Genomic DNA, 21,421 nt, shown 5'->3' with positions numbered 1-21,421 from the left:
GAACTATAGCTGATCGGTGCCTATGGCTCAAAGGGTATCTCCCTCAAACTCCCTGATCTCAAGTTCCTTGCCCTCGGAAACAATAACGGTAATCTCTTTTGCCGCCCCAACCTCTATAACCGGTGTTGCCTGCTTGGCAAGACTCAAGTAGAAGTCGTGCAGGCTTGCGGCACCTTCAGACATACCGCCGCCGATGGCATATTTTGCAACTTGGCTGGAATCAATAGTAGTCGTTGTGCCAAGGACGGATGTTGATTGCGTCGTGGCGGCGGATTTTAGCATATCGCCCATGCCGCTGAAAAATCCGGCCAAAATGGTTCTGGCCGTAGTTGCACCCATCCTAGAGACCACCCGACCGGAGAGACCGACCTTGCTGTCCGAATCGGTAACAAAACCTTTAACCGGAGTGTCAATGATAGCCTTTCCCTCGTTACTGAGGCATGACAGGGATACCAATCGTACATCTGCCCGCTCCTTGTCCAGCCTGCCGACCGCCTCGGCGATGACAAAGCATCCGGCCAGGTTGGCTTTGATATCATTTGGCAGAACTGCCGGCGTTTGAATTCTGAGCAGGAGGGGTTCAGGGTTGCTGGTTCCTTTCCCGGAAGTAGAAGCGTCGAAACCGGTCAACAGTTTCGCTTCCATAAAAGAAGGGGGGAGATAAACTGTTCTGCCTTTTTTTTTAATATTTTTGGGATCCAATTCTCCTGTAGCAGCTGCCGGGTTTGATAAGACGCTGATTTCTCCTATCATCCGAGGTTCAGGTTTTGGATGTTGCGGCAGGTTTGTCGGTACTGTTCTTTCTTGTGGGAGTGGCCAAGGCTGCTCTTCAGGTGATGGCATGGGAAATTGATTTTGTTCTGCGATCTGGTCGGCAGTGGGGATTACAGGCAGCGTTGGCTCGTTATTTTCTTGTCCGGTTTTCTTTTGTTCCTGTTTCATTTTGTCAACTGTGTCCTGGAGAGATTCGAGTTGACGCCTCTGTTCCCGGAGCATTGTCTTCTGGATCAGATCAGGCTCAAGTTGGATCTCCCTGGTCTTTTTTGGGTTGAAAAATCCTTCGGATGGATCTGTCCGGGAAGAGTTGTAGCCGGTTGAGACCAGAACCAAAAAAATGATCCCGATGCACGACCAGATAACGATCTTCTTCATCTTGGGCTCAAGATCATTGAATCTTTTTTTAAGACTCATTTTCCCAGCTCCTTCTGGTCTACGACGAAAGCCACAGTGGACTGACCAGGATTTAAGCGGTGATCATCAACTGCTATCGCAAGGATCGATTGGCTGATGGACGATGACAAAAATATTTTCTCATCCACATCTACCTGCTCCTGAGCTATTGATTTGATCAGGTATTTATTCAGACGCAATCCAACGCCGTCTACATTCACGACTTGTATTAATGTCGCCTCCAGATCAGAAGAAAGCGGTACTATTCTATTTGATTCGCTTATCCGGTAACTGGTCGGATAGGTGCCGTTGTAGGCTTCTCTGATGATCTGCAGAGCCTGCTTCTCCAAGGGCATTTTTTTGAATTGGTCGATGTTTTGTTTGAAAGTGTCGCCTGATGGGGATGCCAATCGGAGGGTGACGGAGGGAGTATCGGTCGGGGTGACCAGCAGGGTATAGACCGCATTGTTACAGACCACAAACAGCTCACTCTGGGTATCCGCATAAATGTACTCATCCCCGGCGTCCTCTATTTTGAATTTTATAAAGGCATTGTTGCCGGAAAAATGACCCGTCATGCCTTTTTCCTGAGAAAAAATCAGATCGTTCATCGGCCCGGGGCAAACGATCCGGTTGATATCCACATTCGAGAGCTGAACGGCTGTAGGAATCTCTGCCTGGATCACAGTATCCGCCAGGCTGTTACCCGTTGCCACTATCATCAGGGCCGCAGTTGTCACAAATAATTTAACCACGTTCTTCCTCCTGCCTTTGGGCGAATTTTTCCTTGAATGAGACGATATAGAATCTGCCGTCCTGCAGGCGATATTTGATCAGATAAGTTTTGCTCGAGTTCTCAAGCAGGGTGTCTCCGGCAAATTGTTTGAGGTTGCCGAACATTTCGATATCGTCGTCACCAAGTTTGATTGTCTGCAAATAAAAAACCGAACTAACCTGGGACTCTTCAACTCTGCTCGCCAGCGAATACCAGGCCTTGGATGCCTCGGGGTATGATTCCGGAGCATAATAGGAGAGGAGTTCCTCGAATTGTATCCTGGCTGTCGGTGGGGAATACGTGGCAGCAAGATTGACGATCCTCCTGCTCAGATCTTTTGTGTAACCGTCAGTGGGTCTACCCTGGATAAATTCAACCGTCCCGGTCATTGTCGGCGGAATCAAAACAACTCTCTGATATTTAACAGCACGGTAGACCATGAATGAATTGAAGATCACCGCCAGGGTCAATGCAACGATGATGAATTTGAGTATCCTGTTTTCGACAAAGAGATTGCTGGTTTTCTGGACAAAAATATTTGTCTTCATTCATGAAACTCCCGTTGAAAATATTCAGGATACTTCTTCATCTGTATAAAACCGAACATGTAGAGGATATGCTTAAGAAACCCTCGGGCTTTCAATCGCTTAGTGCGGGTGTAAAAATATTGGGTCACCAGAAAAACCAGCCACATAATTTTCCCGTAAATAAGAGCCAGGGTGAGGGTAAAAACAAAGAGGATCAATTCATCGGTCTCAAACCAGAGAACCTGGATTGGCTTTGAGAGGTATTGGGGAAACCTGTGGGTGTAATTGTTTTTGTTCATCTGAACTCGTGCCCTTTTGGGAGTGCAGAGATGTTAAATGATCATTGCGCCTACGGTTTGAACTACAGCGTCGGCCTTAAGTAGAAATGCACCGCCAAGCACGACACCTGCAGCGGGTAAGATCATTTGTCGAATGGCCAGAATCGCCGCAAAAACCATAGAGGCAACACCGGCGACAAAACCGATGGGACCGAGCAGGATCTGATTGACGCCGATATCGTAGAGATCATAGGCAAAGGAGCCTGCTGCAGGGACTGCCATGGCCATGGCATTCGCCGACATAAAGCAGGCGGCAAAAAGTACGGCCAGGCCTGTTATTATTTTTGCCTGCCGGGTGTTCTTTGCATGGGTTGCGAAATTGATGTTCATGGGTTTTTCTCCTCTCAGATAAATAAAATCACTACTGTTCTAATACGTTGGAATAACCTGATCTGCTTATGGACATACTGTTATTTGGACCCGACGATTTTTGTAAAACTCCTGTAAGTTATAGGTGATGGGATTGTTTGCTCCTTGTCCCTGCACATGTGCGACAACAAAACCATGATCGCGAAGAAAATCGGCAACTGCTTCAGCTCGTTTGAGAGAAAGTCTCTGGTTAAATTTATCGGGGCCAAACACGCAGGTATAGCCGATTACAGCCAAAGGCGTCTCGCCCGTGATACCATGTTGTTGAAGACCGGATAGCAAGGTTTCTGCTTCGGCAGCAGAGAGTAGGGCGCTTCCCAACTCGAAATGTACCAAGATCAACCGAAAAAGGGTTGCCGGCTTCTCTTGCAATTGGTGCTGATCACAGATCAGAAAGGTTTTGCTGGTAACATTTTGACTCATAGTCATTTGAAACCTGTACAATTCCTGTCGAACTACCCCTGCTTCCGACTTTGTTGGTGTCAGCAGAAGAGCAGTCAAAGTTGAAATTATTATTTGGTGTTTGATCTTCATCTCTATTTTCTTTTTTCGGGGGGTGTGACCAATAATCCCTTTTTTTCTTGGAATTTTAAGAGCCGAAGACTTTTAGTAAGAGTCAATAAATATTGTTTATTACTTCTTTGTTTGTGCTCTGTAAGAGCGTTTCTTGTTAATTATTCGCCGCATTTTTTTCCCGGTGTCGTACAACCTGGACCCGATTTCTTATTTGATACAGGCGGAGTATCTGTTGTTTTTTCAGCAGAAACTGAAAGGTAGTCTGGATCTCTTCGATGACGGTGCGCATGGGGAGTTCTTTCCCCGGTTGCAGATTATAGTAGCGACTATAGGCGTACCGTTCCCATTTGGATGGCAAGTCGGCAGTTCTCAAAAAGCTGAATCGTGCTTTGATGGAAAGCCGGCTCAGTTGTGCTCGCAGGAGCTCTTTATTTCCCCAGATCTGTTCGAAAAAGTGCAGACTGGTCAAGTCAGCCTGGCGCAGAGGATCTTCGATGATGCCCATGCGATGCAAATAACTGAGTGTGCGTTTGGGAATTGGGGTAACTTTTGCGTAGTCATTGATTGAGATCATTGCGAGGCTCCCGATATGCGTTGAAGAGTATTGCTTATCAGGCGACAGGCCTGACGCTTACTGACCTTAAATTCCCTGGCGATATCCAGAGTGCTGACAGGAGTGGGTTGCTCTAGAAGCCAGAGGCAGATCTGTCGTTGACGCTTGCTGACCGCTTGCAGTACCTGGTCGATTTTGTCAGCTTCCGGTTCGACCTTTTCAGCTGTTTCTTCCTGAAGCGGGAGGAAATATTCTTCTAAGCAGTGCACCGTCTGAATACCAGATGCCAATTTGATACAGTTGGTTTTGAAAATAACTCGGAAGAACGGTATGAATCTTTCTTGCCGGCCATTTTTCTTACAACAGAGCAGGGTGTTATAGGCGGAAATTGTTGCTTCCTGGTAGAGATCTTCGCTATCACCTGCTATGAATCTGACATAGGGTGAGGCAATCTGGCGAACAAGCTTTTTGTTGCCGTTCACCCATTGCATTGCGGCAGCCCATGTTTTCGGGCTGGAGATCTGTTGCTGGTAATGTTTTGAGCGCGTCATTTTGTTATCGACCTCCTCTCTGATGATTTTTCCTAAAAGATTAAAAGAAGATTAAAAAAGATTAGGCAGTTTTGGCCACCTGGCTGAAACTCACTACTGCTGGACGTTCCAGAAGATTAAAATTTTTCAAAGTGTGACTGCTATGCCCCCTTAGTGTGAGTGCTATGCCCCCCTGGGTGTGAGTGCTATGCCCCCCGGTGTGAGTGCTATGCCCCCTTAGTGTGACTGCTATGCCCCCCAGGTGTGAGTGCTATGCCCCCCTGAAAATTCATTTTAGAAGGTTTTCCTCGGGGTTCTGTACATGCACTTTGTCCTGGGCATCAATTTGCCAGTCTAGAATCGCTTTTACGTCGACCAGCTCATCCATCGCCGCACGCAGACTGCGCCGGAAATCGGCCAATCGTTTGCAGTCAGAACCGCATAAATGTTTCAAAGTGACGACTTTTATTGAATATGGTTTTTTGTGACTGGCGTAGAAGCCATGTAACCATTTAGCCAGGCTTGTTTGTAAACAGAGTCGTTGATGCCAATGTAACTTTGTCATGCCTGCAGCGAACAGAACTGAGAGTTTGGGATTTAATTTTAGAAAGTAGGTTTGTTCGCTTTCTTGGTATATAAATGCATCAATGAGTGATCCGGCATAGGTTAAACGCTCATTAGTTCGAGTGTGGCAGGTTTCAATGTCCATTTCTATGACAGTTGCTATTAAGCGACGAAAACAATCTTTGAGCCATTCTCGACCAGATTTTCCTGGTTGACGGCCTATCGATCGAAGAAAGCTTTTTATCTCAAACCGTAGGTATTCTTCAAAATTTTTTTCCATATGCCGGTGCCTAGATTGCAAATGAAAGGCCTGAGCCAGAACATCGAAATCTCCCTGGTCAAGTAGCGACCCTGTGTAGCGGATATGCAGCCCCGCAATAGAGGTAATAATTTCTTTATGGACTGCTTCTCGTCGGCCACGCCTGATTACTCGAAAAAGGGCAGAGCGTAGGCAAATATTTGGTACTCCATGTGTTGTTTCCGGCCAATCTGGAAGGACTAATATTTCTTTTTGCTTTCGGATTGCGTCTTGTAGTTCAGGTGATAGTTTTCTTAGATAGCGCTCTTCCGCGGCATCAATTGCATTTACACCGGAAAGCTTGTCCATAAGTGGTCTGAGTTCTTTCCTTGCTGCACGATTCTTAGGTTCATGAGCGACTTTCAACGCTCGTTACCGGCCACTGTGAATTTTTACACTGTTTCGTGGTTTGCCGATTCTTACCGCATGGATATGTTTGCTCTTTAACCAGTTAGTCAGGTCTTTTTCCAGAATCACCACAGTCTTGTCTCGTTTATAAGCGGCCAGATCTCCTTTCTTGATTGCTCGGTGGATAGTGTGGTAGTTGCACTTCGCCAAGTTCGCCGCTTCATCTATGGTCATGGAGTTGTCTCGTATCATCTTCACATGCCTCATCAATCGCTGTGCTGGTTTTTTGGTGTTCTGAATAGGCCAATTTGGCAAAGCTTGCTTGGAGAAACACCCCTGTGATTCTCTCCATCAGATATTGCTGGTGATATTTTGATATCCAGGTTCTCTAAGATTCATATGCTCTTAATAATGCCAATTAATTTTCATCTTAATAGTGCTTTACTTTGAGCAGAATAGTATGGTATATGCTTAATAGAGTAGGAACATAAAGTCAAATAAATAGCATAATAACAATATCTTATGAGCTATAAAACTGGTGAGTTTCGAGGACATTTTGGAGCATTTTTGGCATTTTCTATATGCAGCAATAAAAGTAGTATATGTCGATAGATCGTGCCTAATTGGCATCCGATTTGCCAATTGCGGGGGGACATGTAGTTGGCAAGGGACAAACTGGTTCAAATTGGAACATGAGCGTTGATGAGAGAAAATATTTTAATAGTGAGCCTGATGGTATCTGAAATTTTCCGGAAATATTTATGGGGGGCACTTTATGAAACTCGAATGGCGGCTAAAACAGTTATTGGAACAGCTCAATCTCTATAAGCATGGTGTGGAAACTCAAATTGCCACAGACTGTGGGCTCCACCGGCATACGATAGGAAAGTTTCTTCGAAATCAAATTCAGTGTCCCAAACTTGAAGTCTTGGAAAAATTATGTGGATGGCTGATTGAGAAGGGAGTACCGGCAGATACTTTGCCGGGCGCCTTGTTTGGTGTTAAGCCTTCTGGATTATGGCGGGCGATGGGTCATTCAAAGAAGATATTAATTTTCGTGGGGGAGTATCATCTTAAAGGAACATCTATTACAACACCACAGGCTTCTCCGCCTGTATCAATTTCCAGACATGATTCGGTTGTTTCATCGAAGATAATCCATTTTCTTTCCACAGATGCCGAACTCCGTGACACGAGACCTTCGGTGAAAATGCTCTATGTTCCTTTTTATTTTTCCCCAGGAGTTTACGATGTCAGAGGGGAAGGATTAACAGAGGACAAAGATCGTGCAAGTCGGATCTTTAACAACATGCGAAAAGACACAGGGACAGGACGTTCCACCATCTTGATTGGCAGCCAGAGGGTGAATTATTTGGTTGAATACATGGTTGCCGATCTTTTCAACTGTGAACCGTTTGTTCCAGCAGATAAAGAACAAAAAGTTCCAATTTACCTTTGCTATAGAAAGTTTGATCGGCTCGTTCCAAGCTGTTTTGGTGGGGAGGGGAACCCTCCTGGAAGTACTGGCGAAACCGGTCATGGAACCTATTATCTGGATGAAAATTTTAAGTGGCAATTTCTTGAATGGAAAAGAAAAATAACTGATGCCGGGATTGTAATTATAACTCGTGAAGCAGAGAGTGTTGAGATGGCAGCATTCGGCTTTTCCGGTCGATCGACCAACGCCATTGGCAACGCCTTGCTGCAAAAATCTGAATATTTCTGGCCGGAAAACAGTGCCGGAGCAAACCACACTGTAGCTGCAGGAGGGAAAGAAATCGGTATTTATATCTGCCAGGTTACATTCAGTACGCAAAACACAAAAAGTGAGGACTGGGCTTATGAAAATTATGAAAACGATGTGGTCAAGGTAATACCTCTGCACCGCACGGTGCTGGAGAAGTTTCTCAACAAGGGCTAATTTAAAAAACTCTAATGATAACAGGGTACAGAAGTGCATGAAACAGCTTGGGCTCTCGTTTTTGTCAGTTTGCCAAACTGGAACAACAAAAGGCAACCGTATACTTGAGCTAGCGGCTTCTAATAAATGGGTTTGTTTTGGAAATATAACCTTCCTAAAGTAAATGAGAAAATTACAAAAACCACTAACCCCTCAGGAACTTGCTGATCGCTTGAATCTTGACGTGCGTACTGTCCGCAAGTATTATGCTGAACTTGGAGGAGTGCGCTTGGGGCCTCGAAAAATATTATTTTTTGAGGAGGAGGTAGCTTATGCCATACAAGCGCAAAGAAAAAAGCAAGAAACCATGGCTGGCGCAAGTCAAGATCAACAACCAGGTCGTGCGGAGGTCCTTTGCGACCAAAAGGGAAGCCGTCGAATGGGAGGTGGAAGAGAACAACCGAGTCATCTCATTGACACCCACAATATCTTTGGGTGAATGGGCAATACGTTATCTGGATTTTGCTGAGGTAAAGTTTGTGAGCAAGACTTATCAGGAAAAAAAGTCTGCTTTTAAATTTTTCTTTCGGGGTGTTGATAAGAACTTATCTGTCGTGCAACTGACAGCAGGGATTGTACTAAGACAACTTCAGAACCAAAGTATCACTCGGTCAGGGTATGCCGCCAATAAAGATCGTAAAAATCTTGTGGCTGCATGGAACTGGGGTATTAAATACTTACAGCTTCCTAAAGATAATCCGTGCCTGGTGGAACGATTTCCAGAGAAAAAGCAACCGCGATATGTGCCATCTGAGGGAGACTTTTGGAAAGTATATGAGGCTGCTTGGACAGAACAAGATGCAACAATGTTGCTCGGTTATCTGCATCTTGCCGCTCGAAAATCGGAATTGTTCAGGTTGCAGTGGGAAGATGTAGATTTTGCCGGGGTGAAAATAAGGCTATATACCCGGAAAACAAAAGATGGATCATGGGAATCGTCATGGCTTCCGTTGACTGAAGATCTCTTCAACGCTTTATCGATACAGAAAGATAAGCGAAAGAGTGATACATGGGTATTTCCTGACCCTGAGACACTCCAACCCTTTACAACTCGTCTCCACTGGATGAAGAATCTCTGCCGGCGTGCACAGGTAAAACATTTTGGCTTGCATGCCATCAGGCACTTAAGTGCAAGTATCCTTGCCAGAGAAGGGGTCGCAATGATTGATATTCAAACTATCTTGCGACATAAAAATCTTTCAACGACTGAAAGATATATTCGCAGGATTGAATCAGTACGGCCGGCGTTACAGGTGTTGCCAAAAGTAAAAAACCACCTAGCGACCACCTGGGAGAAAAATATTTCCCAGGAAATCAGCGTAAGTGGTTGAATTTACTTGGTGACCCCAAGGGGACTCGAACCCCTGTTACCGGCGTGAGAGGCCAGTGTCCTAGGCCACTAGACGATGGGGCCAGCAGGCGTGTTTATACATGACCTTTGACCTGATGTCAATAAATAGTTCTTGGTTATTTTGTTGCAGATTAAAAAATTTCAATATTTCTATTTTCCCCTGCTGGAATACGTTGAGCGAAAATATTAAAGAAGCCATCAATCTGCAGACTGGAGCAGAGTGTGCTCTTTTCTGTTTCGGCCAAAACGAATTGTAGTTTCAGCGAGATAGTTTTCCACCGCAGGTGTGAAAAATTCTTTACTGCATCTCCATCGCCAGTTTCCTGTTGGCTGGCCAGGGCTGTTCATCTTGCAGTCGTTACCAAATCCCAGGACATCCTGGAGAGGGAATATGGAAAGTTTACTGGTAGAGGATTGCGCAAGATACATAAGATCCTGATGAATGGGCGAACTGTCATTGGGTTGCCGGTTTGCTGCACGTTTAACAGTTGCACGCTGTTGATCGGTTATCTTGTCACTTAAGTACCAACCCACAGTGGTATCGTTGTCATGGGTGCCTGTATAGACGACACAGTTGTTGGTATCGTAATTGTGGGGGAGAAAGGAGTTTTCCGGATTGCCATCAAAGGCAAATTGAAGGATCTTCATCCCAGGAAATCCCAGATCGTCTCTTAGTTTCACCACATCCTGGGTAATTATACCAAGATCTTCTGCAATAATATCCAGCTGGCCAAGGCGTGATTTGACCTCATGAAAAAATTTTATACCCGGCCCCTTGAGCCAGGTTCCGTTGATTGCCGTTTCATTCTCTTCTGGGATGGCCCAATAGGATTCAAAACCACGGAAATGGTCAATCCTTGCGACATCAACCTGAGTGAAGAGATGTGCCAGTCTTGCGATCCACCAATCAGTGAGATTTTCCTGAATTTCTGCAGATTGGCTTTGCCATTTGTATAAAGGGTTTCCCCATCTCTGTCCAGTTTCACTGAAATAATCGGGTGGAACACCGGAGACGTGTGTAGGCCTCAGGGTTACTGGGTCAAGGGTAAACAGGTTCTGGTTGGCCCATACATCAACACTGTCATAGCTGACATAGATTGGCAGATCACCAAACAGACGTATGCCGTTCTTCTGACACTGATTTTTTAAAAGATTCCATTGCCTGAAGTATTCGAATTGTTCGAAATAGTAGTATTCTATTCTTGCACGATTGGCTTTGGCGAGAAGCGTCAGTGCCTCCTGGTCTCTTTTGGCGATTTTTTCTGGCCAGGCAAACCAGCCCTGTTGCGCGTAGAGTTCTTTTGCGACCATAAAAAGAGCATAGTCGTCAAGCCAGTCATTGCCTTTGATGAATTCTTGATAAACAGCAGGGGGGGCCTGTTGAAAATTTGTGAAGGCCTTTTCTAGGAGTGCACACTTAAAAGGCACGACCTTGGAAAATTCCGTTGTATAGACTGAAAAATCAGGCACATTGACGATCTCAGCTCGATTAAGGTACCCAGCGCTGACCAGAAGGTCCGGCGAAATGAACAGCGGATTGCCGGCAAAGGCGGAATTTGACATGTAGGGAGAGTGATCAAACTGACCGTAGGTGGGGTTTGTCGGCAGGAATTGCCAATAGGTCTGTTCACTATTTTTAAGAAATTCTATAAAATCATAACTCGAAGGTCCCATATCACCTATACCATAACGAGAGGGAAGTGAGGTGAGGTGTAAGAGAATGCCACTGGAGCGATGAGGTATCATGATTGGGTTCCTTGTCTGGAGGGATAACAGCTTTAAAGACTCAAAAGAAAAAGTCTTGTTTTAGTTGAAAATGAATTTATGAGTGCATACTATAGTTCATGGTGAGAAAACAGCTATGGGATCTAAGGGTGTTTCTATTTTTAAAAATTGCATTTTCTAGACATATGGTGTATACATACGAGATTCTGAGTTTACTACATGCTAACGAGTTCTGTCTCGTCAGCTTTTTTTTTGTCAAAAATCTTCAAACGACCCTTTGGTGATTCTTGAGGCTATTGATTCAGTCACTTCCAGCTGATTGTACAATAGATAGTCCTTAAAATTCAAGATATGGAGTGGGTGTCTAGTGCTGCCTGAACTTAAAGAAAACCTACTAAAAGCAGGGAAACAGGAGGGATGTATCAGTTTTGATGATCTCAATGAACTGCTTCCTGAAGAAATAAAAGATGCTAATGAGATTGAATCAATTTTTAATTTCCTTGGCGCCCATTCGATTGAAATTGTAACTGTTGAAAAAGATGGTGAAAAGCGCACTCTTTCCGGCGAAGTCTGGGAAAAAAATAGCGATTCATCATCAGACCCCGTTGCAGATTCTCAAGCCAACGCCGGTGATGATGAGGCTCACGAAGCAGAAGAAACGACGACCACTTATCTCAGAGAAATGGGACGTTTTGACCTGCTTACCCCTGAAGAAGAAGCAAAATATTCCAAGACCATAAGACAGGGATTTGAGGCTATTATTGAAGCGATACGAGAGGACGAGTCAGGTGTACGAGAAATTCAACTGCTTCGTGAACGTATCGATTTGTGGGAAAAACGGGACCCGACCCTCAAGCCTAAAAAACAGCAGCTCAATTTCATGCGCTACAATGTTATAAGTACCTCAAAAAAATATCCTGAAATACGAGGTTTATTCGAGCTTCAGGCTAAACTTGAAGCGTACAGCAGGTCAATTGAAGTTGCAAAAGACACAATGATCAGGGCTAATCTCAGGCTGGTTGTTTCAATTGCCAAGAGATATATGCATCAGGGACTCACCCTTGCTGACCTGATTCAGGAAGGTAATCTTGGTCTTATGCGGGCTGTATTTCGTTTTGATTATACTAAAGGAAACAAGTTCTCCACCTATGCGAGCTGGTGGATCCGCCAGGCTATTACCCGAGCTATTCTTGATAAAACGAGAACTATTCGGCTTCCTGTGCATTTTCTTGAGCTACGCAGCCAGTTTTTTAAAGCATTTTACGCGCTCTTTAAAGAGCTTGGCCGAGAGCCGACCCCTCTTGAAATATCCAAGGCAACCAGTCTGCCTATGGATAAAATTCTTTCTATTCTGGAGGCCTCAAGAGAACCTATTTCCCTTGAAACCCCAGTGGGTGACGATGAATCAACCCTGGGAGATTTTCTCGAAAATCAGGAATCCCAGTCACCATATGATGCGGTGCAGACAAGAGAGCTTTCCGGTCGGGTAAATGATATCCTCGAAACACTCAGTGAACGTGAAGAAAAGATTATAAGACTGCGTTTTGGAATCGGCGAGAAAGCTGAGTATACGCTTGAAGAGATCGGTAAATTATTCAATGTTTCGAGAGAGCGGATCAGGCAGATTGAAAAGAAAGCACTGAACCGTCTTCGTCACTCCAGCCGTAGAGATAAGTTAAAGTTTTTTATCGATTGAAATCCAAATACCACAATGTTTGAGCCGGGTTAATAACCCGGCTTTTTTGTTATCATGGAAAAAATAATTTGTGAAAGAGGCCTTGGTGAGATCCTCAACAAGGTAAACAACAACGAGCGTCTCAGTCTTGAAGATGGTAAAAAGTTATATGAATGTGATGATATTCTCGCTCTAGGGTATCTCGCCAACATTGTACGAAACCGAAAGAATGGCGACAACACCTATTTTATCTATAATCAGCACATAAATTACTCAAATATTTGTACTAATCTCTGTAAGTTCTGTGCCTTTGGTTGCGAAAAAGATTCAAACCTTGCCTATGAGATGAGTGTTGAGGATGTCAAGCAAAAGGTAAGAGAGAGGCTTGGTGAGCCAATTACAGAGATCCATATGGTTGGTGGTATTCACCCCGATCTTCCTTTTGAATATTATATTGAGTTACTCAAAGGCATTAAGGAGGTGAAGCCTGAGTTGCATATCCAGGCCTTTACCTGTGTAGAAATTGCACATCTGGCAGACCTTGCCGGCAAATCTATAGTGGAGACTCTTGAGTTATTAAAAGCCGCAGGTCTGGGATCATTGCCGGGTGGGGGAGCCGAGGTCTTTAGCCCAAGAATCCGTGAGATAACCTGTGAGAAGAAAATACCGGGTGATCAGTGGCTGGAGATTGCCCAAACTGCCCACAGGCAGGGGTTGTATACCAATGCCACCATGCTCTATGGGCATATTGAAACCATTGACGAGCGTCTGGAACATCTTCTGGCGTTACGAAAAGCTCAGGATGAAACCAACGGTTTTCTCGCCTTTATCCCACTTGCCTTTCACCCTAAAAACACCAAGATGTCCGACCTGTCACGGACCACCGGCATTGATGATCTGAAAAATATAGCGGTTGCCCGCTTGCTTCTTGATAATTTTCCCCATATAAAAGCTTACTGGGTGATGATCGGTCCGAAAATGGCACAGCTTGCACTCTCTTTTGGTGCAGATGATATGGATGGAACGGTAAAAGAAGAGGTGATCACTCATATGGCAGGAGCTGAAACCGAACAGGGTATCGGAAGTGAAACTCTTATTCGACTTATTAAAGAGGCTGGCCGAATTCCTGTTGAGCGGGACACTCTGTACACTACCATCGAAGTGCACGGATAATGCCGGGGAGAGTTTTTATGGTTCAGAGCATCATTGATAAAGTCGAAGCTGACCGCAGAATCAGCGACGATGATTATCGCACCCTGGAACAATCTGCAGATCTGCATACAATCGGTTTTCTGGCGGATATGGTTCGGCGTCGAAAACATACTGAAAAGAACGTCACCTATGTGATAGATCGCAATATAAACTACACGGATATCTGCGTCTCAGCCTGCAAATTCTGCGCCTTTTACAAAGGACCGGAAGATGACGGCGGTTATCTGCTGAGTTTTGAGGAAATTGGGCAAAAAATCAAAGAAACCCAGGACCTTGGTGGAACACAGATCCTCCTACAGGGTGGGCTTCATCCTGATCTGCCCCTAGAATACTATGAGAAGATGGTTCGTTACATGAGGGAGACCGGAATCCATGTCCACGGATTTTCTCCCCCTGAAATCCATCATTTTGCCCAAATCTCCGAGCTGTCTCTGTCGGAGGTCATTCAGCGTCTGATGGATGCCGGACTTGGGTCTATCCCCGGTGGCGGTGCCGAAATCCTTTCCGACAGGGTAAGGCAGCTCACAGCACCAAAAAAGTGTACGGCAGATGAATGGATCAAAGTGATGACCACAGCACACGGTTTGGGGCTGAAGACGACTGCTACCATGATGTTTGGTCATCTGGAAACCAAAGAAGAGCGCCTGGAGCACCTGAGACGAATTCGTAATGCCCAGGACAAAACCCACGGCTTTACCGCATTTATTCCATGGCCGTTTCAGCCGGACAATACCCTATACGCAGATCTTGAAAAAACAAGTGCTTTTGAATATTTAAAGACTCTTGCTCTCTCCAGAATTTACCTCGACAATTTTGATAATATCCAGGCATCGTGGGTGACACAAGGGCCAAAAGTTGCCCAACTTTCCCTGGCCTTTGGTGCAAATGACTTTGGCAGCACTATGATCGAAGAAAATGTAGTGGCAGCAGCAGGGGTAAGCTTTCGCCTCACAGAGCAGGAAATCAGGCGCCTGGTTACTGACGCCGGATTCGTCCCAAGACAGCGTTTAATGGATTACACCCTGGTAGATTAATACCATTGAGGTTAGGCTATCTGAGATTATGGCAGGTGTAATGAAAAAAGGTGAGGTTCTCATCGTTACCGCTCCCTGGGTGCTGAGCTTTGATAAACCTCTTATCAAAAATGGTGCAGTTGCTCTTCTGGATGGCAGAATTGTCGGTGTGGGTTCTGAGCATAAGGTTGCAGAGCGTTTCAGTACATCTGTTACGCATCGCTACCCAGGAGTTTTGTTGCCAGCCCTTGTCAACGCTCATATGCATCTTGAACTATCGTGTTTTAATGCAGATACTGCACTCGATGCAAACAGTAGTTTTACCGATTGGGTTGAAGATTTACTTCAAAAACGCGCACATAATGCAGTTTCTGAAAAAGATATAAGAATTGCTGCGGAGCGACAGATAGAAAAACAATTTGAGTCCGGGGTGGTATTTATTGGTGATATCGGCAATATTCCAGAATTTTTTTTCAGTCCACCTGCTGAAAGTCATCTCCCGCAAGTGTATCATATGTTGGAATTTCTTGGCTCCACCCATGATGCGGTCCAGAATTCTTTTAAAAGACTGGAAAATCTACCTGTCACTGTTGCAGCTGTCGCCCATGCTCCATATTCCACACGTCCCGAACTGCTCGTGAAAATTAAAGAGCGTTGCGATCGCCTGGGACATATTTTTTCCGTGCATACAAGCGAAACTTGGGATGAACTCTCCTTCATAACCTCTCAGACCGGTTTATTTCGGGATTTTCTAGAAAAGCGTGGAACGTGGGATGGAGAATTTTTCAGGAACGCTCCTGAAAGTTCCAGTACGATCGACTATTTTTCCAGGCTTGGCTTACTCAACGCAAAGACATTACTCGTCCATTGTGTGAGTGTCAGTGATCAGGATCTCGCTGTTGTTCAGGAATCGGGCGCGAAAATCTGTGTCTGTCCCGGCTCAAATGCGTTTTTACATTCTGGGGTTGCCCCTGTGAAAACAATGTTGGATTATGATATTATTCCAGCACTGGGTACCGATTCCCCAGCCTCTAACCCTCAGCCTGATATGTGGGCTGAAATGCAACGGGTAGCAGCGGATCACCCGGGGATTGACGCTGTAATGATCCTGAAAATGGCAACGCAAGCCGGTGCAAAGGCCTTTGGTCTGGATGCGCATTATGGCAATATATCATTGGGAAAGGCCGCCAGTTTTCTCCATGTGGATTCTAAAAAAATTAATAATTGCAAAACGGATAAAGAATTACTTAACGTGCTGGTGAAGAGCGGAAAACCAGAGATAATTCAATGGATTCAGCAACCTTTAATGCATTCTCAGAGTAAGTAAGGACTATGTCTATGGAACAGTCAAACCAGAAAGTTGCAAGAATTGGGATGGTGAAATACCTCAACACCGCACCAATTCATGAAAAATGGATAACCAGTGTCCAAAGAGATGATTGGCAGCTGGTTGAAGAGGCCCCGTCAGTCCTCTGTAAAAAACTTGATGAGGGTACAATCGATCTTGGCTTTGTCTCAAGTATCGAATATGGCAAACATCCGGAAAAATACAAAATACTCTCAGGTCTGTCCATTAGTGCAAACGGTCCGGTGGCCTCTGTTGTTCTGCTCTCCCATGTACCACTCAATCAGCTGGACGGGGCGGATCTACTCTTAACCTCACAATCGGAGACCTCAGTTCAACTTGTCAAAATTATCCTTGAAGAGTTTCATAAAGTCACTCCAAAGTACCATACAGGTGATATTCTTGAGGCAGGCAAAGATAAATTCAAAGCGATCCTGGCCATTGGAGACGACGCACTCCGTCTTGTGGAAAGTGCCACATATCTGTACCAGTTTGACCTGGGCGATATTTGGAAGCGGCAGACCGGTTTACCCTTTGTCTACGCCGTATGTGCCGTTCGGGAGGATTTTTGTGAAAGTCATCCGGAGATGCTGGCCGACATCCATCGGGAACTTTTGCGTTGCAGGGATGAAGGTGTTGCCGATCTTGAAGCGATATGCGAAATATCAGCGGCCAGAATACCTCTTTCTAAAAAGAAATGTCGTGATTACCTTCTCGCCATACAATACGACCTTTCTCCTCAAAAGTGCAAAGCACTGGAAGCCTTTTTTCAGTTCTTGATAAAAAGGAAAACCATTCAGGAAAAGGCTCTACCACTGAAGATGTTTGCCAATCTCAGTTAAGCCTTTGTAAAAGGACAGTTACCAATGCAACGGCACAACCCACATAAAATTCTTATCGGCATTACAGGTGCAAGCGGAATGCTTTTTCTCCGCAGTTTTTTGCAATGTCTTGCAGAAACAGAAGTTACAGTTCATGGCGTCTGTTCCAGCTCCGGGGAAAATGTGCTGAAAATGGAACAGGGCCTCACCCCGCAGCAATTACCCCTTGTTTCAAAATGGTATGATGTCGATGATTTGGCCGCATCTCCAGCCTCTGGTTCCAGTGATTACACCTCAATGGTTGTTCTTCCATGTACCATGGGTTCACTTGCCTCAATTGCCGGAGGGATGTCGATCAATCTTATTCATCGGGCAGCTGATGTGATGCTGAAAGAACGAAAAAGACTTGTTCTTGCGGTCAGGGAAACGCCTCTCAATAGAACGCATCTCTTAAATATGCTGGCTGTGCACGATGCCGGTGCTACGTTATGTCCTACCATGCCAAGTTATTATCTCAAACCGACAACCCTGGAAGAAGCGGCTAAAACCTATGCCTGGCGGCTGGCCGATCAGCTTGGTATTGACATTCCCAATCGCAGGAGATGGTAATCCGATGTCTGTTGTGAAAAAAATTCAAATTCTGTTGGAGATGATCCAGTTCAAGCTCACAGTTTTCGCTCTTCCTTTTGCCCTGACTGGTGCATTTCTTGCCTCAAGAGGTTTTCCAGAGATTACGACCCTTGCCTGGGTCATACTTGCTATGGTTGGTGCAAGAACCTGCGCTATGGGATTCAACCGTATCATAGACCGTCGATTTGATAAGGATAACCCGAGGACCGCGTCAAGAGCTCTTCCAGCCGGTGAGGTGAGTCTTGTGGAAGCCTGGTCCATGGTGGCTGGTGCAGGGGGGATCTTTTTTTTCGCATGTTATAACCTTAACGAATTGACATTTTTTCTCTCGCCCTTTGCTCTGGGGCTTACACTTTTCTACTCTGTCACGAAACGGTTTACTTCCCTGTGTCATCTTGTCCTTGGATTTGCCCTGGCATTTTCCCCACTCGGGGGATGGATTGCAGTTAACAACAGTGTCTCTGGATACCCTTTTGTACTTTCGCTGGGGGTGGTTTTCTGGGTAGCTGGTTTTGATACAATCTACGGGTGCCTGGATGCGGAATTTGATAAAAAGAGGGGCCTGTATTCACTGCCTTCCAGGCTCGGTAAAAAAAATGCTTTTCGCCTTGCCGGTTTTTTTCACGTTCTAGCCTTCGTTCTTTTTACCGCAACCGGCTGGACCCAGGGCCTTAATATCTTTTATTATATAGGTATAGTTCTGACTTCTGCGGCACTTTTTTACCAGCACATGCTGGTGCGTCCCGAGGATCTCTCCCGCATACATGCTTCGTTCTTTTCCATGAACGGTTTTATCAGCGTGACTCTTTTTGTGGCAACCTGGATTTCGCTTGCGACCCTGTAACCAGAAGATTTAAGAATTCCTATGCTGAGATATGTGCTGATCATTATGCTTTCTTTCTTGCCTGTACTTGTACTGGCAGAGATGGACAGTACTCTGGAGAATGTAAGCCACCCACCGATAGGTATCATAGATCCAGAGATCGTTGATATTGGCTACTCGGGTAGAGAAATTCTTCAATATGATGTTTCCTGGTCGGGTGGTATCAAAATAGGTGAACTGCGTCTTGAAGTCACGGCAATTGATGGATCTGAGATGGAGGGGAGGGAAAACCCTTTTGAGATAAAAGCTTTTGTTTCGACAAAAGGCGGGGCGGTACATCTCCTGTATCCTATTTCTGATGTGCATGTGACCAAGGTGTACGGACCCAAAAAACTTCCCTACTTCTATGAGGTCTGGCAAGAAGAGGGGTACAACTACAAGGCGCACAGAGTGCTTACCTATGACCAGGAGAAAAGACGTATCCGCTACATGAAAAACGATAAACTGGAAGGTGAATATCAGGTTGAAGGAGAGGTCAATAACGAGTTTTCATCGTTTTTTAACAGTAGACTCATGGATCTTTCCTCTGCCTATCCCTTTGTTGTCCCCACCTTTGCAGACAAGAAACGGGTTGAAGTTGCAGTGTACGCAAAAGGTGTGCAGAAGATTGAAAAGACTCTTCTCGGTGATATTTCAGCGGTTAAAGTAATGCCAGTGATGAAATTTAAGGGTCTCTATGATAAAAAAGGTGACACTGTTATCTGGTATTCCAATGATAAATGCAGGGTGCCAGTTAAAATAAACTCAAAAATTGCCATTGGATCGCTGACAGCACAGCTCACGGAGTATGAAAATCCTGCCTGTGATATCTATCCTTCGGCGCACAAAAATAATGTACCTGATACGGATATTAAAGGAGATACTTGAAATGACTAATGCAGTTAAAATAACGGATTTTCCAAACCTGATTTTAAAGCACAGAGGTAAGGTTCGGGATATGTATGAGATTCCAGGCCATGACGATAAGTTGCTGATGGTGGCGTCCGACAGGCTTTCCGCCTATGATGTTGTGATGGAAGATCCCATTCCAGGAAAAGGTGCAGTATTGACGGAGCTTTCACTGTTCTGGTTTGATCTGCTTGGTGATATTGTGGAAAACCATCTCATCACCGCTAATGTGGATGAGTATCCCGAGGTGTGCAAGCCCTATGCAAGTCAACTCATGGGTAGATCAATGCTTGTGAAGAAAACGCAACCTCTGCCGATTGAATGCATTGTTCGTGGTTACATATCCGGTTCTTTCTGGAGTGCGTACAAGAAAAATACCAATGTCTGTGGCTTCCAGCTTCCTGAGAATATGCAGGAATCCGAGCAGTTTCCGGAGGTACTTTTCACTCCATCGACCAAGGCGGATCTCGGGGATCATGACGAAAATATCTCGTTTGAAAAAATGGAGAAAATTGTCGGCAAGGAAAAGGCTGCAAAGATTGCGGAAATCTCGGTTGCTCTTTACAAAAAGGCCGCTGATTATGCCAGGACAAAAGGTATTATTATCGCCGACACAAAATTTGAACTCGGGGAAGTAGATGGACGCCTCATCTTGATTGATGAGGTCCTGACCCCTGATTCTTCTAGGTTCTGGCCTGTAGATGAATATGCACCCGGCAAAGCCCAACCAAGTTTTGATAAGCAGTTTTTACGAGACTACCTCTCAGGACTTGATTGGGATAAAACTCCGCCACCACCAAAACTTCCAGCAGAGATTATTGAAAAAACCAAAGCCAGGTATGTTGAAGCTCAGGAGAGGCTTTGTTCGAAATAAGCTCTGTAATACTTTGCTGAAAATAGAAAAAGGCCCGATGTGTAGCGATCATCGGGCCTTTTTTCCTTGAAACGTACCAGCATCAACTCCAGGATACAGAGATATCACAAGAAAATATGTGGCGCCAAACGCTATACAGCAGCGTTTTGGCCTTCTGTACAGTAACGAAGAACCGCCTCCAGGGACTGATCTATAAAAGGATATCCGGCCTGCATAAGTTTTTGTGGAGTTACACGGCTGCTTGTCAGCAGCATTTCATCCGCCATCTGGCCAAAAATCAGACGGGCCGCGGACGCAGGCACTTTAAACAGTGTAGGCCGATTGAGCACTGATCCAAGGGTCTTCGTCAGTTCTTTGTTGGTTGTCTGAATTGGGCTGACGACATTGACTGGTCCACTTATCGACTCATTTTTAATGAGAAAATCGACAATTCCCACTACATCACGTATACTTATCCAGCTCACATATTGTTCCCCTGTGCCAATAACGCCCCCCAGGCCGGCCTTAAAAGGGGGAATCATCTTGTGCAGTGCTCCTCCACGGGGACTGAGAATCATGCCAAAGCGCAAATTAACCACGCGTACACCGAGGCTCGTCAGACGTTGGGTTTCTTTTTCCCATCTGCGACAGACTTCTGCCAGGAATCCTGCTCCAAGATCACTCCTTTCGTCTAATATATCGCTACCACGATTACCGTAGTATCCTATGGCTGAGGCACATAAGAACACCTTAGGTTTTTCGGGGAGAACGGAAATGTAGTCTATCAGTTCTCTGGTCCCATCCAGTCGACTGTTGAGTATCTTGTCTTTGACTTTATTCGTCCATCTGCCACCAGCCACGTTTTCACCTGCGAGATGAATAACCGCATCGAAATTTTCGCCATGCTCAGGTGGCAGACTCTCGGTTTTCCAGAAATGCTGACTACCTGTGGCGGTATCTCTTTTGAGACACTGAATTGAGTATCCTTTTTTGAAAAGGCTATCAATGAGTGTGCTTCCTACGAGTCCGGTGCAACCTGTTATCATGGTTTTCATAAGGTATTTCCGTCGTTGTATT

The 21,421-nt window shown here is 45.2% G+C and carries 23 protein-coding genes and 1 tRNA gene; 11 read left to right on the top strand and 13 right to left on the bottom strand.

Translation table 11 applies throughout. From position 1 onward, the window contains the following. Positions 1–27 precede the first annotated feature (27 nt). The 10 genes from FCL48_RS04400 to FCL48_RS04355 all read right to left on the bottom strand — a co-directional run bounded on the left by FCL48_RS04400 (position 28) and on the right by FCL48_RS04355 (position 6,240). Positions 28–1,191 carry a TraB/VirB10 family protein gene (locus FCL48_RS04400; RefSeq protein WP_136871035.1) on the bottom strand — a complete coding sequence of 388 codons (1,164 nt, stop codon included), beginning with the start codon at positions 1,189–1,191 and terminating at the stop codon, positions 28–30. Then, positions 1,188–1,925: a type-F conjugative transfer system secretin TraK gene (locus FCL48_RS04395; RefSeq protein WP_136871034.1), complete on the bottom strand. Its 738-nt coding sequence runs from the start codon at positions 1,923–1,925 to the stop codon at positions 1,188–1,190. The genes FCL48_RS04400 and FCL48_RS04395 overlap by 4 nt, the downstream gene beginning before the upstream one ends. Further along, positions 1,918–2,493, bottom strand: coding sequence for a type IV conjugative transfer system protein TraE (locus FCL48_RS04390; RefSeq protein ID WP_136871033.1), 576 nt, complete (start codon positions 2,491–2,493; stop codon positions 1,918–1,920). The genes FCL48_RS04395 and FCL48_RS04390 overlap by 8 nt, the downstream gene beginning before the upstream one ends. Further along, positions 2,490–2,771, bottom strand: a complete 282-nt coding sequence (locus tag FCL48_RS04385; RefSeq protein ID WP_136871032.1) for a type IV conjugative transfer system protein TraL — start codon at positions 2,769–2,771, stop codon at positions 2,490–2,492. Before FCL48_RS04385 ends, FCL48_RS04390 begins: the two co-directional genes overlap by 4 nt. A gap of 33 nt (positions 2,772–2,804) precedes the next feature. Further along, the gene (locus FCL48_RS04380) at positions 2,805–3,140 is read right to left on the bottom strand and encodes a hypothetical protein (RefSeq protein WP_205747642.1); all 336 of its coding nucleotides are present in this window, start codon (positions 3,138–3,140) and stop codon (positions 2,805–2,807) included. A 66-nt stretch (positions 3,141–3,206) separates the two neighbouring features. Further along, positions 3,207–3,713, bottom strand: a complete 507-nt coding sequence (locus FCL48_RS04375) for an OmpA family protein (RefSeq protein ID WP_136871031.1) — start codon at positions 3,711–3,713, stop codon at positions 3,207–3,209. 136 nt (positions 3,714–3,849) lie between these two features. Beyond that, entirely contained in the window at positions 3,850–4,269 is a 420-nt protein-coding gene (locus tag FCL48_RS04370; RefSeq protein WP_136871030.1) for a hypothetical protein, read from the bottom strand. Then, positions 4,266–4,799: a sigma-70 family RNA polymerase sigma factor gene (locus FCL48_RS04365; RefSeq protein WP_136871029.1), complete on the bottom strand. Its 534-nt coding sequence runs from the start codon at positions 4,797–4,799 to the stop codon at positions 4,266–4,268. The genes FCL48_RS04370 and FCL48_RS04365 overlap by 4 nt, the downstream gene beginning before the upstream one ends. Positions 4,800–5,067: 268 nt before the next feature. Then, entirely contained in the window at positions 5,068–5,949 is an 882-nt protein-coding gene (gene trfA, locus FCL48_RS04360; protein ID WP_136871028.1) for a plasmid replication initiator TrfA, read from the bottom strand. Positions 5,950–6,012: 63 nt separating this feature from the next. After that, positions 6,013–6,240 (bottom strand): helix-turn-helix domain-containing protein, encoded by a 228-nt coding sequence (locus tag FCL48_RS04355; protein ID WP_240744748.1) that lies wholly within the window; start codon positions 6,238–6,240, stop codon positions 6,013–6,015. Between the two features lie 523 nt (positions 6,241–6,763). Between FCL48_RS04355 and FCL48_RS04350 the strand changes: the two genes are divergently transcribed. Both FCL48_RS04350 and FCL48_RS04340 read left to right on the top strand, forming a co-directional pair. After that, positions 6,764–7,909 (top strand): helix-turn-helix transcriptional regulator, encoded by a 1,146-nt coding sequence (locus tag FCL48_RS04350; RefSeq protein ID WP_136871026.1) that lies wholly within the window; start codon positions 6,764–6,766, stop codon positions 7,907–7,909. A gap of 311 nt (positions 7,910–8,220) precedes the next feature. Continuing rightward, positions 8,221–9,279, top strand: a complete 1,059-nt coding sequence (locus FCL48_RS04340; RefSeq protein ID WP_136871024.1) for a tyrosine-type recombinase/integrase — start codon at positions 8,221–8,223, stop codon at positions 9,277–9,279. A 7-nt stretch (positions 9,280–9,286) separates the two neighbouring features. Here the strand turns inward: FCL48_RS04340 and FCL48_RS04335 are convergent. Both FCL48_RS04335 and malQ read right to left on the bottom strand, forming a co-directional pair. Beyond that, positions 9,287–9,362 (bottom strand) — tRNA-Glu (locus FCL48_RS04335). 135 nt (positions 9,363–9,497) lie between these two features. After that, on the bottom strand, positions 9,498–11,045 hold the full coding sequence (gene malQ, locus FCL48_RS04330; protein WP_136871023.1) for a 4-alpha-glucanotransferase: 1,548 nt from the start codon (positions 11,043–11,045) through the stop codon (positions 9,498–9,500). A gap of 346 nt (positions 11,046–11,391) precedes the next feature. Between malQ and FCL48_RS04325 the strand changes: the two genes are divergently transcribed. Genes FCL48_RS04325 through FCL48_RS04285 form a run of 9 tightly spaced genes read left to right on the top strand, consistent with a single transcriptional unit; the run spans position 11,392 to position 20,365 of the window. Next, entirely contained in the window at positions 11,392–12,720 is a 1,329-nt protein-coding gene (locus FCL48_RS04325) for a sigma-70 family RNA polymerase sigma factor (RefSeq protein ID WP_136871022.1), read from the top strand. 54 nt (positions 12,721–12,774) lie between these two features. Then, the gene (mqnE, locus tag FCL48_RS04320) at positions 12,775–13,872 is read left to right on the top strand and encodes an aminofutalosine synthase MqnE (RefSeq protein WP_136871021.1); all 1,098 of its coding nucleotides are present in this window, start codon (positions 12,775–12,777) and stop codon (positions 13,870–13,872) included. A gap of 17 nt (positions 13,873–13,889) precedes the next feature. Then, on the top strand, positions 13,890–14,945 hold the full coding sequence (gene mqnC / locus FCL48_RS04315; protein WP_136871020.1) for a cyclic dehypoxanthinyl futalosine synthase: 1,056 nt from the start codon (positions 13,890–13,892) through the stop codon (positions 14,943–14,945). Positions 14,946–14,985: 40 nt separating this feature from the next. Continuing rightward, complete coding sequence (locus FCL48_RS04310; RefSeq protein WP_169309072.1) at positions 14,986–16,251, top strand: amidohydrolase family protein; 1,266 nt, start codon at positions 14,986–14,988, stop codon at positions 16,249–16,251. Positions 16,252–16,262: 11 nt separating this feature from the next. Continuing rightward, entirely contained in the window at positions 16,263–17,111 is an 849-nt protein-coding gene (locus tag FCL48_RS04305) for a menaquinone biosynthetic enzyme MqnA/MqnD family protein (protein ID WP_136871018.1), read from the top strand. Positions 17,112–17,135: 24 nt separating this feature from the next. After that, entirely contained in the window at positions 17,136–17,699 is a 564-nt protein-coding gene (locus tag FCL48_RS04300) for a UbiX family flavin prenyltransferase (protein ID WP_136871017.1), read from the top strand. Positions 17,700–17,703: 4 nt separating this feature from the next. After that, positions 17,704–18,564 carry a UbiA-like polyprenyltransferase gene (locus tag FCL48_RS04295; protein WP_136871016.1) on the top strand — a complete coding sequence of 287 codons (861 nt, stop codon included), beginning with the start codon at positions 17,704–17,706 and terminating at the stop codon, positions 18,562–18,564. 45 nt (positions 18,565–18,609) lie between these two features. After that, on the top strand, positions 18,610–19,470 hold the full coding sequence (locus FCL48_RS04290) for a DUF3108 domain-containing protein (RefSeq protein WP_169309071.1): 861 nt from the start codon (positions 18,610–18,612) through the stop codon (positions 19,468–19,470). A gap of 1 nt (position 19,471) precedes the next feature. Further along, positions 19,472–20,365, top strand: a complete 894-nt coding sequence (locus FCL48_RS04285; RefSeq protein ID WP_136871014.1) for a phosphoribosylaminoimidazolesuccinocarboxamide synthase — start codon at positions 19,472–19,474, stop codon at positions 20,363–20,365. 131 nt (positions 20,366–20,496) lie between these two features. Here the strand turns inward: FCL48_RS04285 and FCL48_RS04280 are convergent, their stop codons facing one another. Continuing rightward, complete coding sequence (locus FCL48_RS04280; protein ID WP_136871013.1) at positions 20,497–21,399, bottom strand: TIGR01777 family oxidoreductase; 903 nt, start codon at positions 21,397–21,399, stop codon at positions 20,497–20,499. Positions 21,400–21,421: the final 22 nt, after the last annotated feature.

This window comes from Desulforhopalus sp. IMCC35007 (assembly GCF_005116575.1).
Lineage (GTDB): Bacteria > Desulfobacterota > Desulfobulbia > Desulfobulbales > Desulfocapsaceae > Desulforhopalus_A.
Note: the sequence above shows the minus strand (reverse complement) of the source record. Positions and strands in the feature narration are given on the sequence as shown.

What these genes read in the sequence shown, in the direction of transcription:
- FCL48_RS04400 (WP_136871035.1), bottom strand. Translation starts at nt 1,191, where the DNA reads ATGAGTCTTAAAAAAAGATTCAATGATCTTGAGCCCAAGATGAAGAAG.
- FCL48_RS04390 (WP_136871033.1), bottom strand. Translation starts at nt 2,493, where the DNA reads ATGAAGACAAATATTTTTGTCCAGAAAACCAGCAATCTCTTTGTCGAA.
- FCL48_RS04385 (WP_136871032.1), bottom strand. Translation starts at nt 2,771, where the DNA reads ATGAACAAAAACAATTACACCCACAGGTTTCCCCAATACCTCTCAAAG.
- FCL48_RS04380 (WP_205747642.1), bottom strand. Translation starts at nt 3,140, where the DNA reads ATGAACATCAATTTCGCAACCCATGCAAAGAACACCCGGCAGGCAAAA.
- FCL48_RS04375 (WP_136871031.1), bottom strand. Translation starts at nt 3,713, where the DNA reads ATGAAGATCAAACACCAAATAATAATTTCAACTTTGACTGCTCTTCTG.
- FCL48_RS04370 (WP_136871030.1), bottom strand. Translation starts at nt 4,269, where the DNA reads ATGATCTCAATCAATGACTACGCAAAAGTTACCCCAATTCCCAAACGC.
- FCL48_RS04365 (WP_136871029.1), bottom strand. Translation starts at nt 4,799, where the DNA reads ATGACGCGCTCAAAACATTACCAGCAACAGATCTCCAGCCCGAAAACA.
- trfA (WP_136871028.1), bottom strand. Translation starts at nt 5,949, where the DNA reads ATGGACAAGCTTTCCGGTGTAAATGCAATTGATGCCGCGGAAGAGCGC.
- FCL48_RS04355 (WP_240744748.1), bottom strand. Translation starts at nt 6,240, where the DNA reads ATGATACGAGACAACTCCATGACCATAGATGAAGCGGCGAACTTGGCG.
- FCL48_RS04350 (WP_136871026.1), top strand. Translation starts at nt 6,764, where the DNA reads ATGAAACTCGAATGGCGGCTAAAACAGTTATTGGAACAGCTCAATCTC.
- FCL48_RS04340 (WP_136871024.1), top strand. Translation starts at nt 8,221, where the DNA reads ATGCCATACAAGCGCAAAGAAAAAAGCAAGAAACCATGGCTGGCGCAA.
- malQ (WP_136871023.1), bottom strand. Translation starts at nt 11,045, where the DNA reads ATGATACCTCATCGCTCCAGTGGCATTCTCTTACACCTCACCTCACTT.
- mqnE (WP_136871021.1), top strand. Translation starts at nt 12,775, where the DNA reads ATGGAAAAAATAATTTGTGAAAGAGGCCTTGGTGAGATCCTCAACAAG.
- mqnC (WP_136871020.1), top strand. Translation starts at nt 13,890, where the DNA reads ATGGTTCAGAGCATCATTGATAAAGTCGAAGCTGACCGCAGAATCAGC.
- FCL48_RS04310 (WP_169309072.1), top strand. Translation starts at nt 14,986, where the DNA reads ATGAAAAAAGGTGAGGTTCTCATCGTTACCGCTCCCTGGGTGCTGAGC.
- FCL48_RS04305 (WP_136871018.1), top strand. Translation starts at nt 16,263, where the DNA reads ATGGAACAGTCAAACCAGAAAGTTGCAAGAATTGGGATGGTGAAATAC.
- FCL48_RS04300 (WP_136871017.1), top strand. Translation starts at nt 17,136, where the DNA reads ATGCAACGGCACAACCCACATAAAATTCTTATCGGCATTACAGGTGCA.
- FCL48_RS04295 (WP_136871016.1), top strand. Translation starts at nt 17,704, where the DNA reads ATGTCTGTTGTGAAAAAAATTCAAATTCTGTTGGAGATGATCCAGTTC.
- FCL48_RS04290 (WP_169309071.1), top strand. Translation starts at nt 18,610, where the DNA reads ATGCTTTCTTTCTTGCCTGTACTTGTACTGGCAGAGATGGACAGTACT.
- FCL48_RS04285 (WP_136871014.1), top strand. Translation starts at nt 19,472, where the DNA reads ATGACTAATGCAGTTAAAATAACGGATTTTCCAAACCTGATTTTAAAG.
- FCL48_RS04280 (WP_136871013.1), bottom strand. Translation starts at nt 21,399, where the DNA reads ATGAAAACCATGATAACAGGTTGCACCGGACTCGTAGGAAGCACACTC.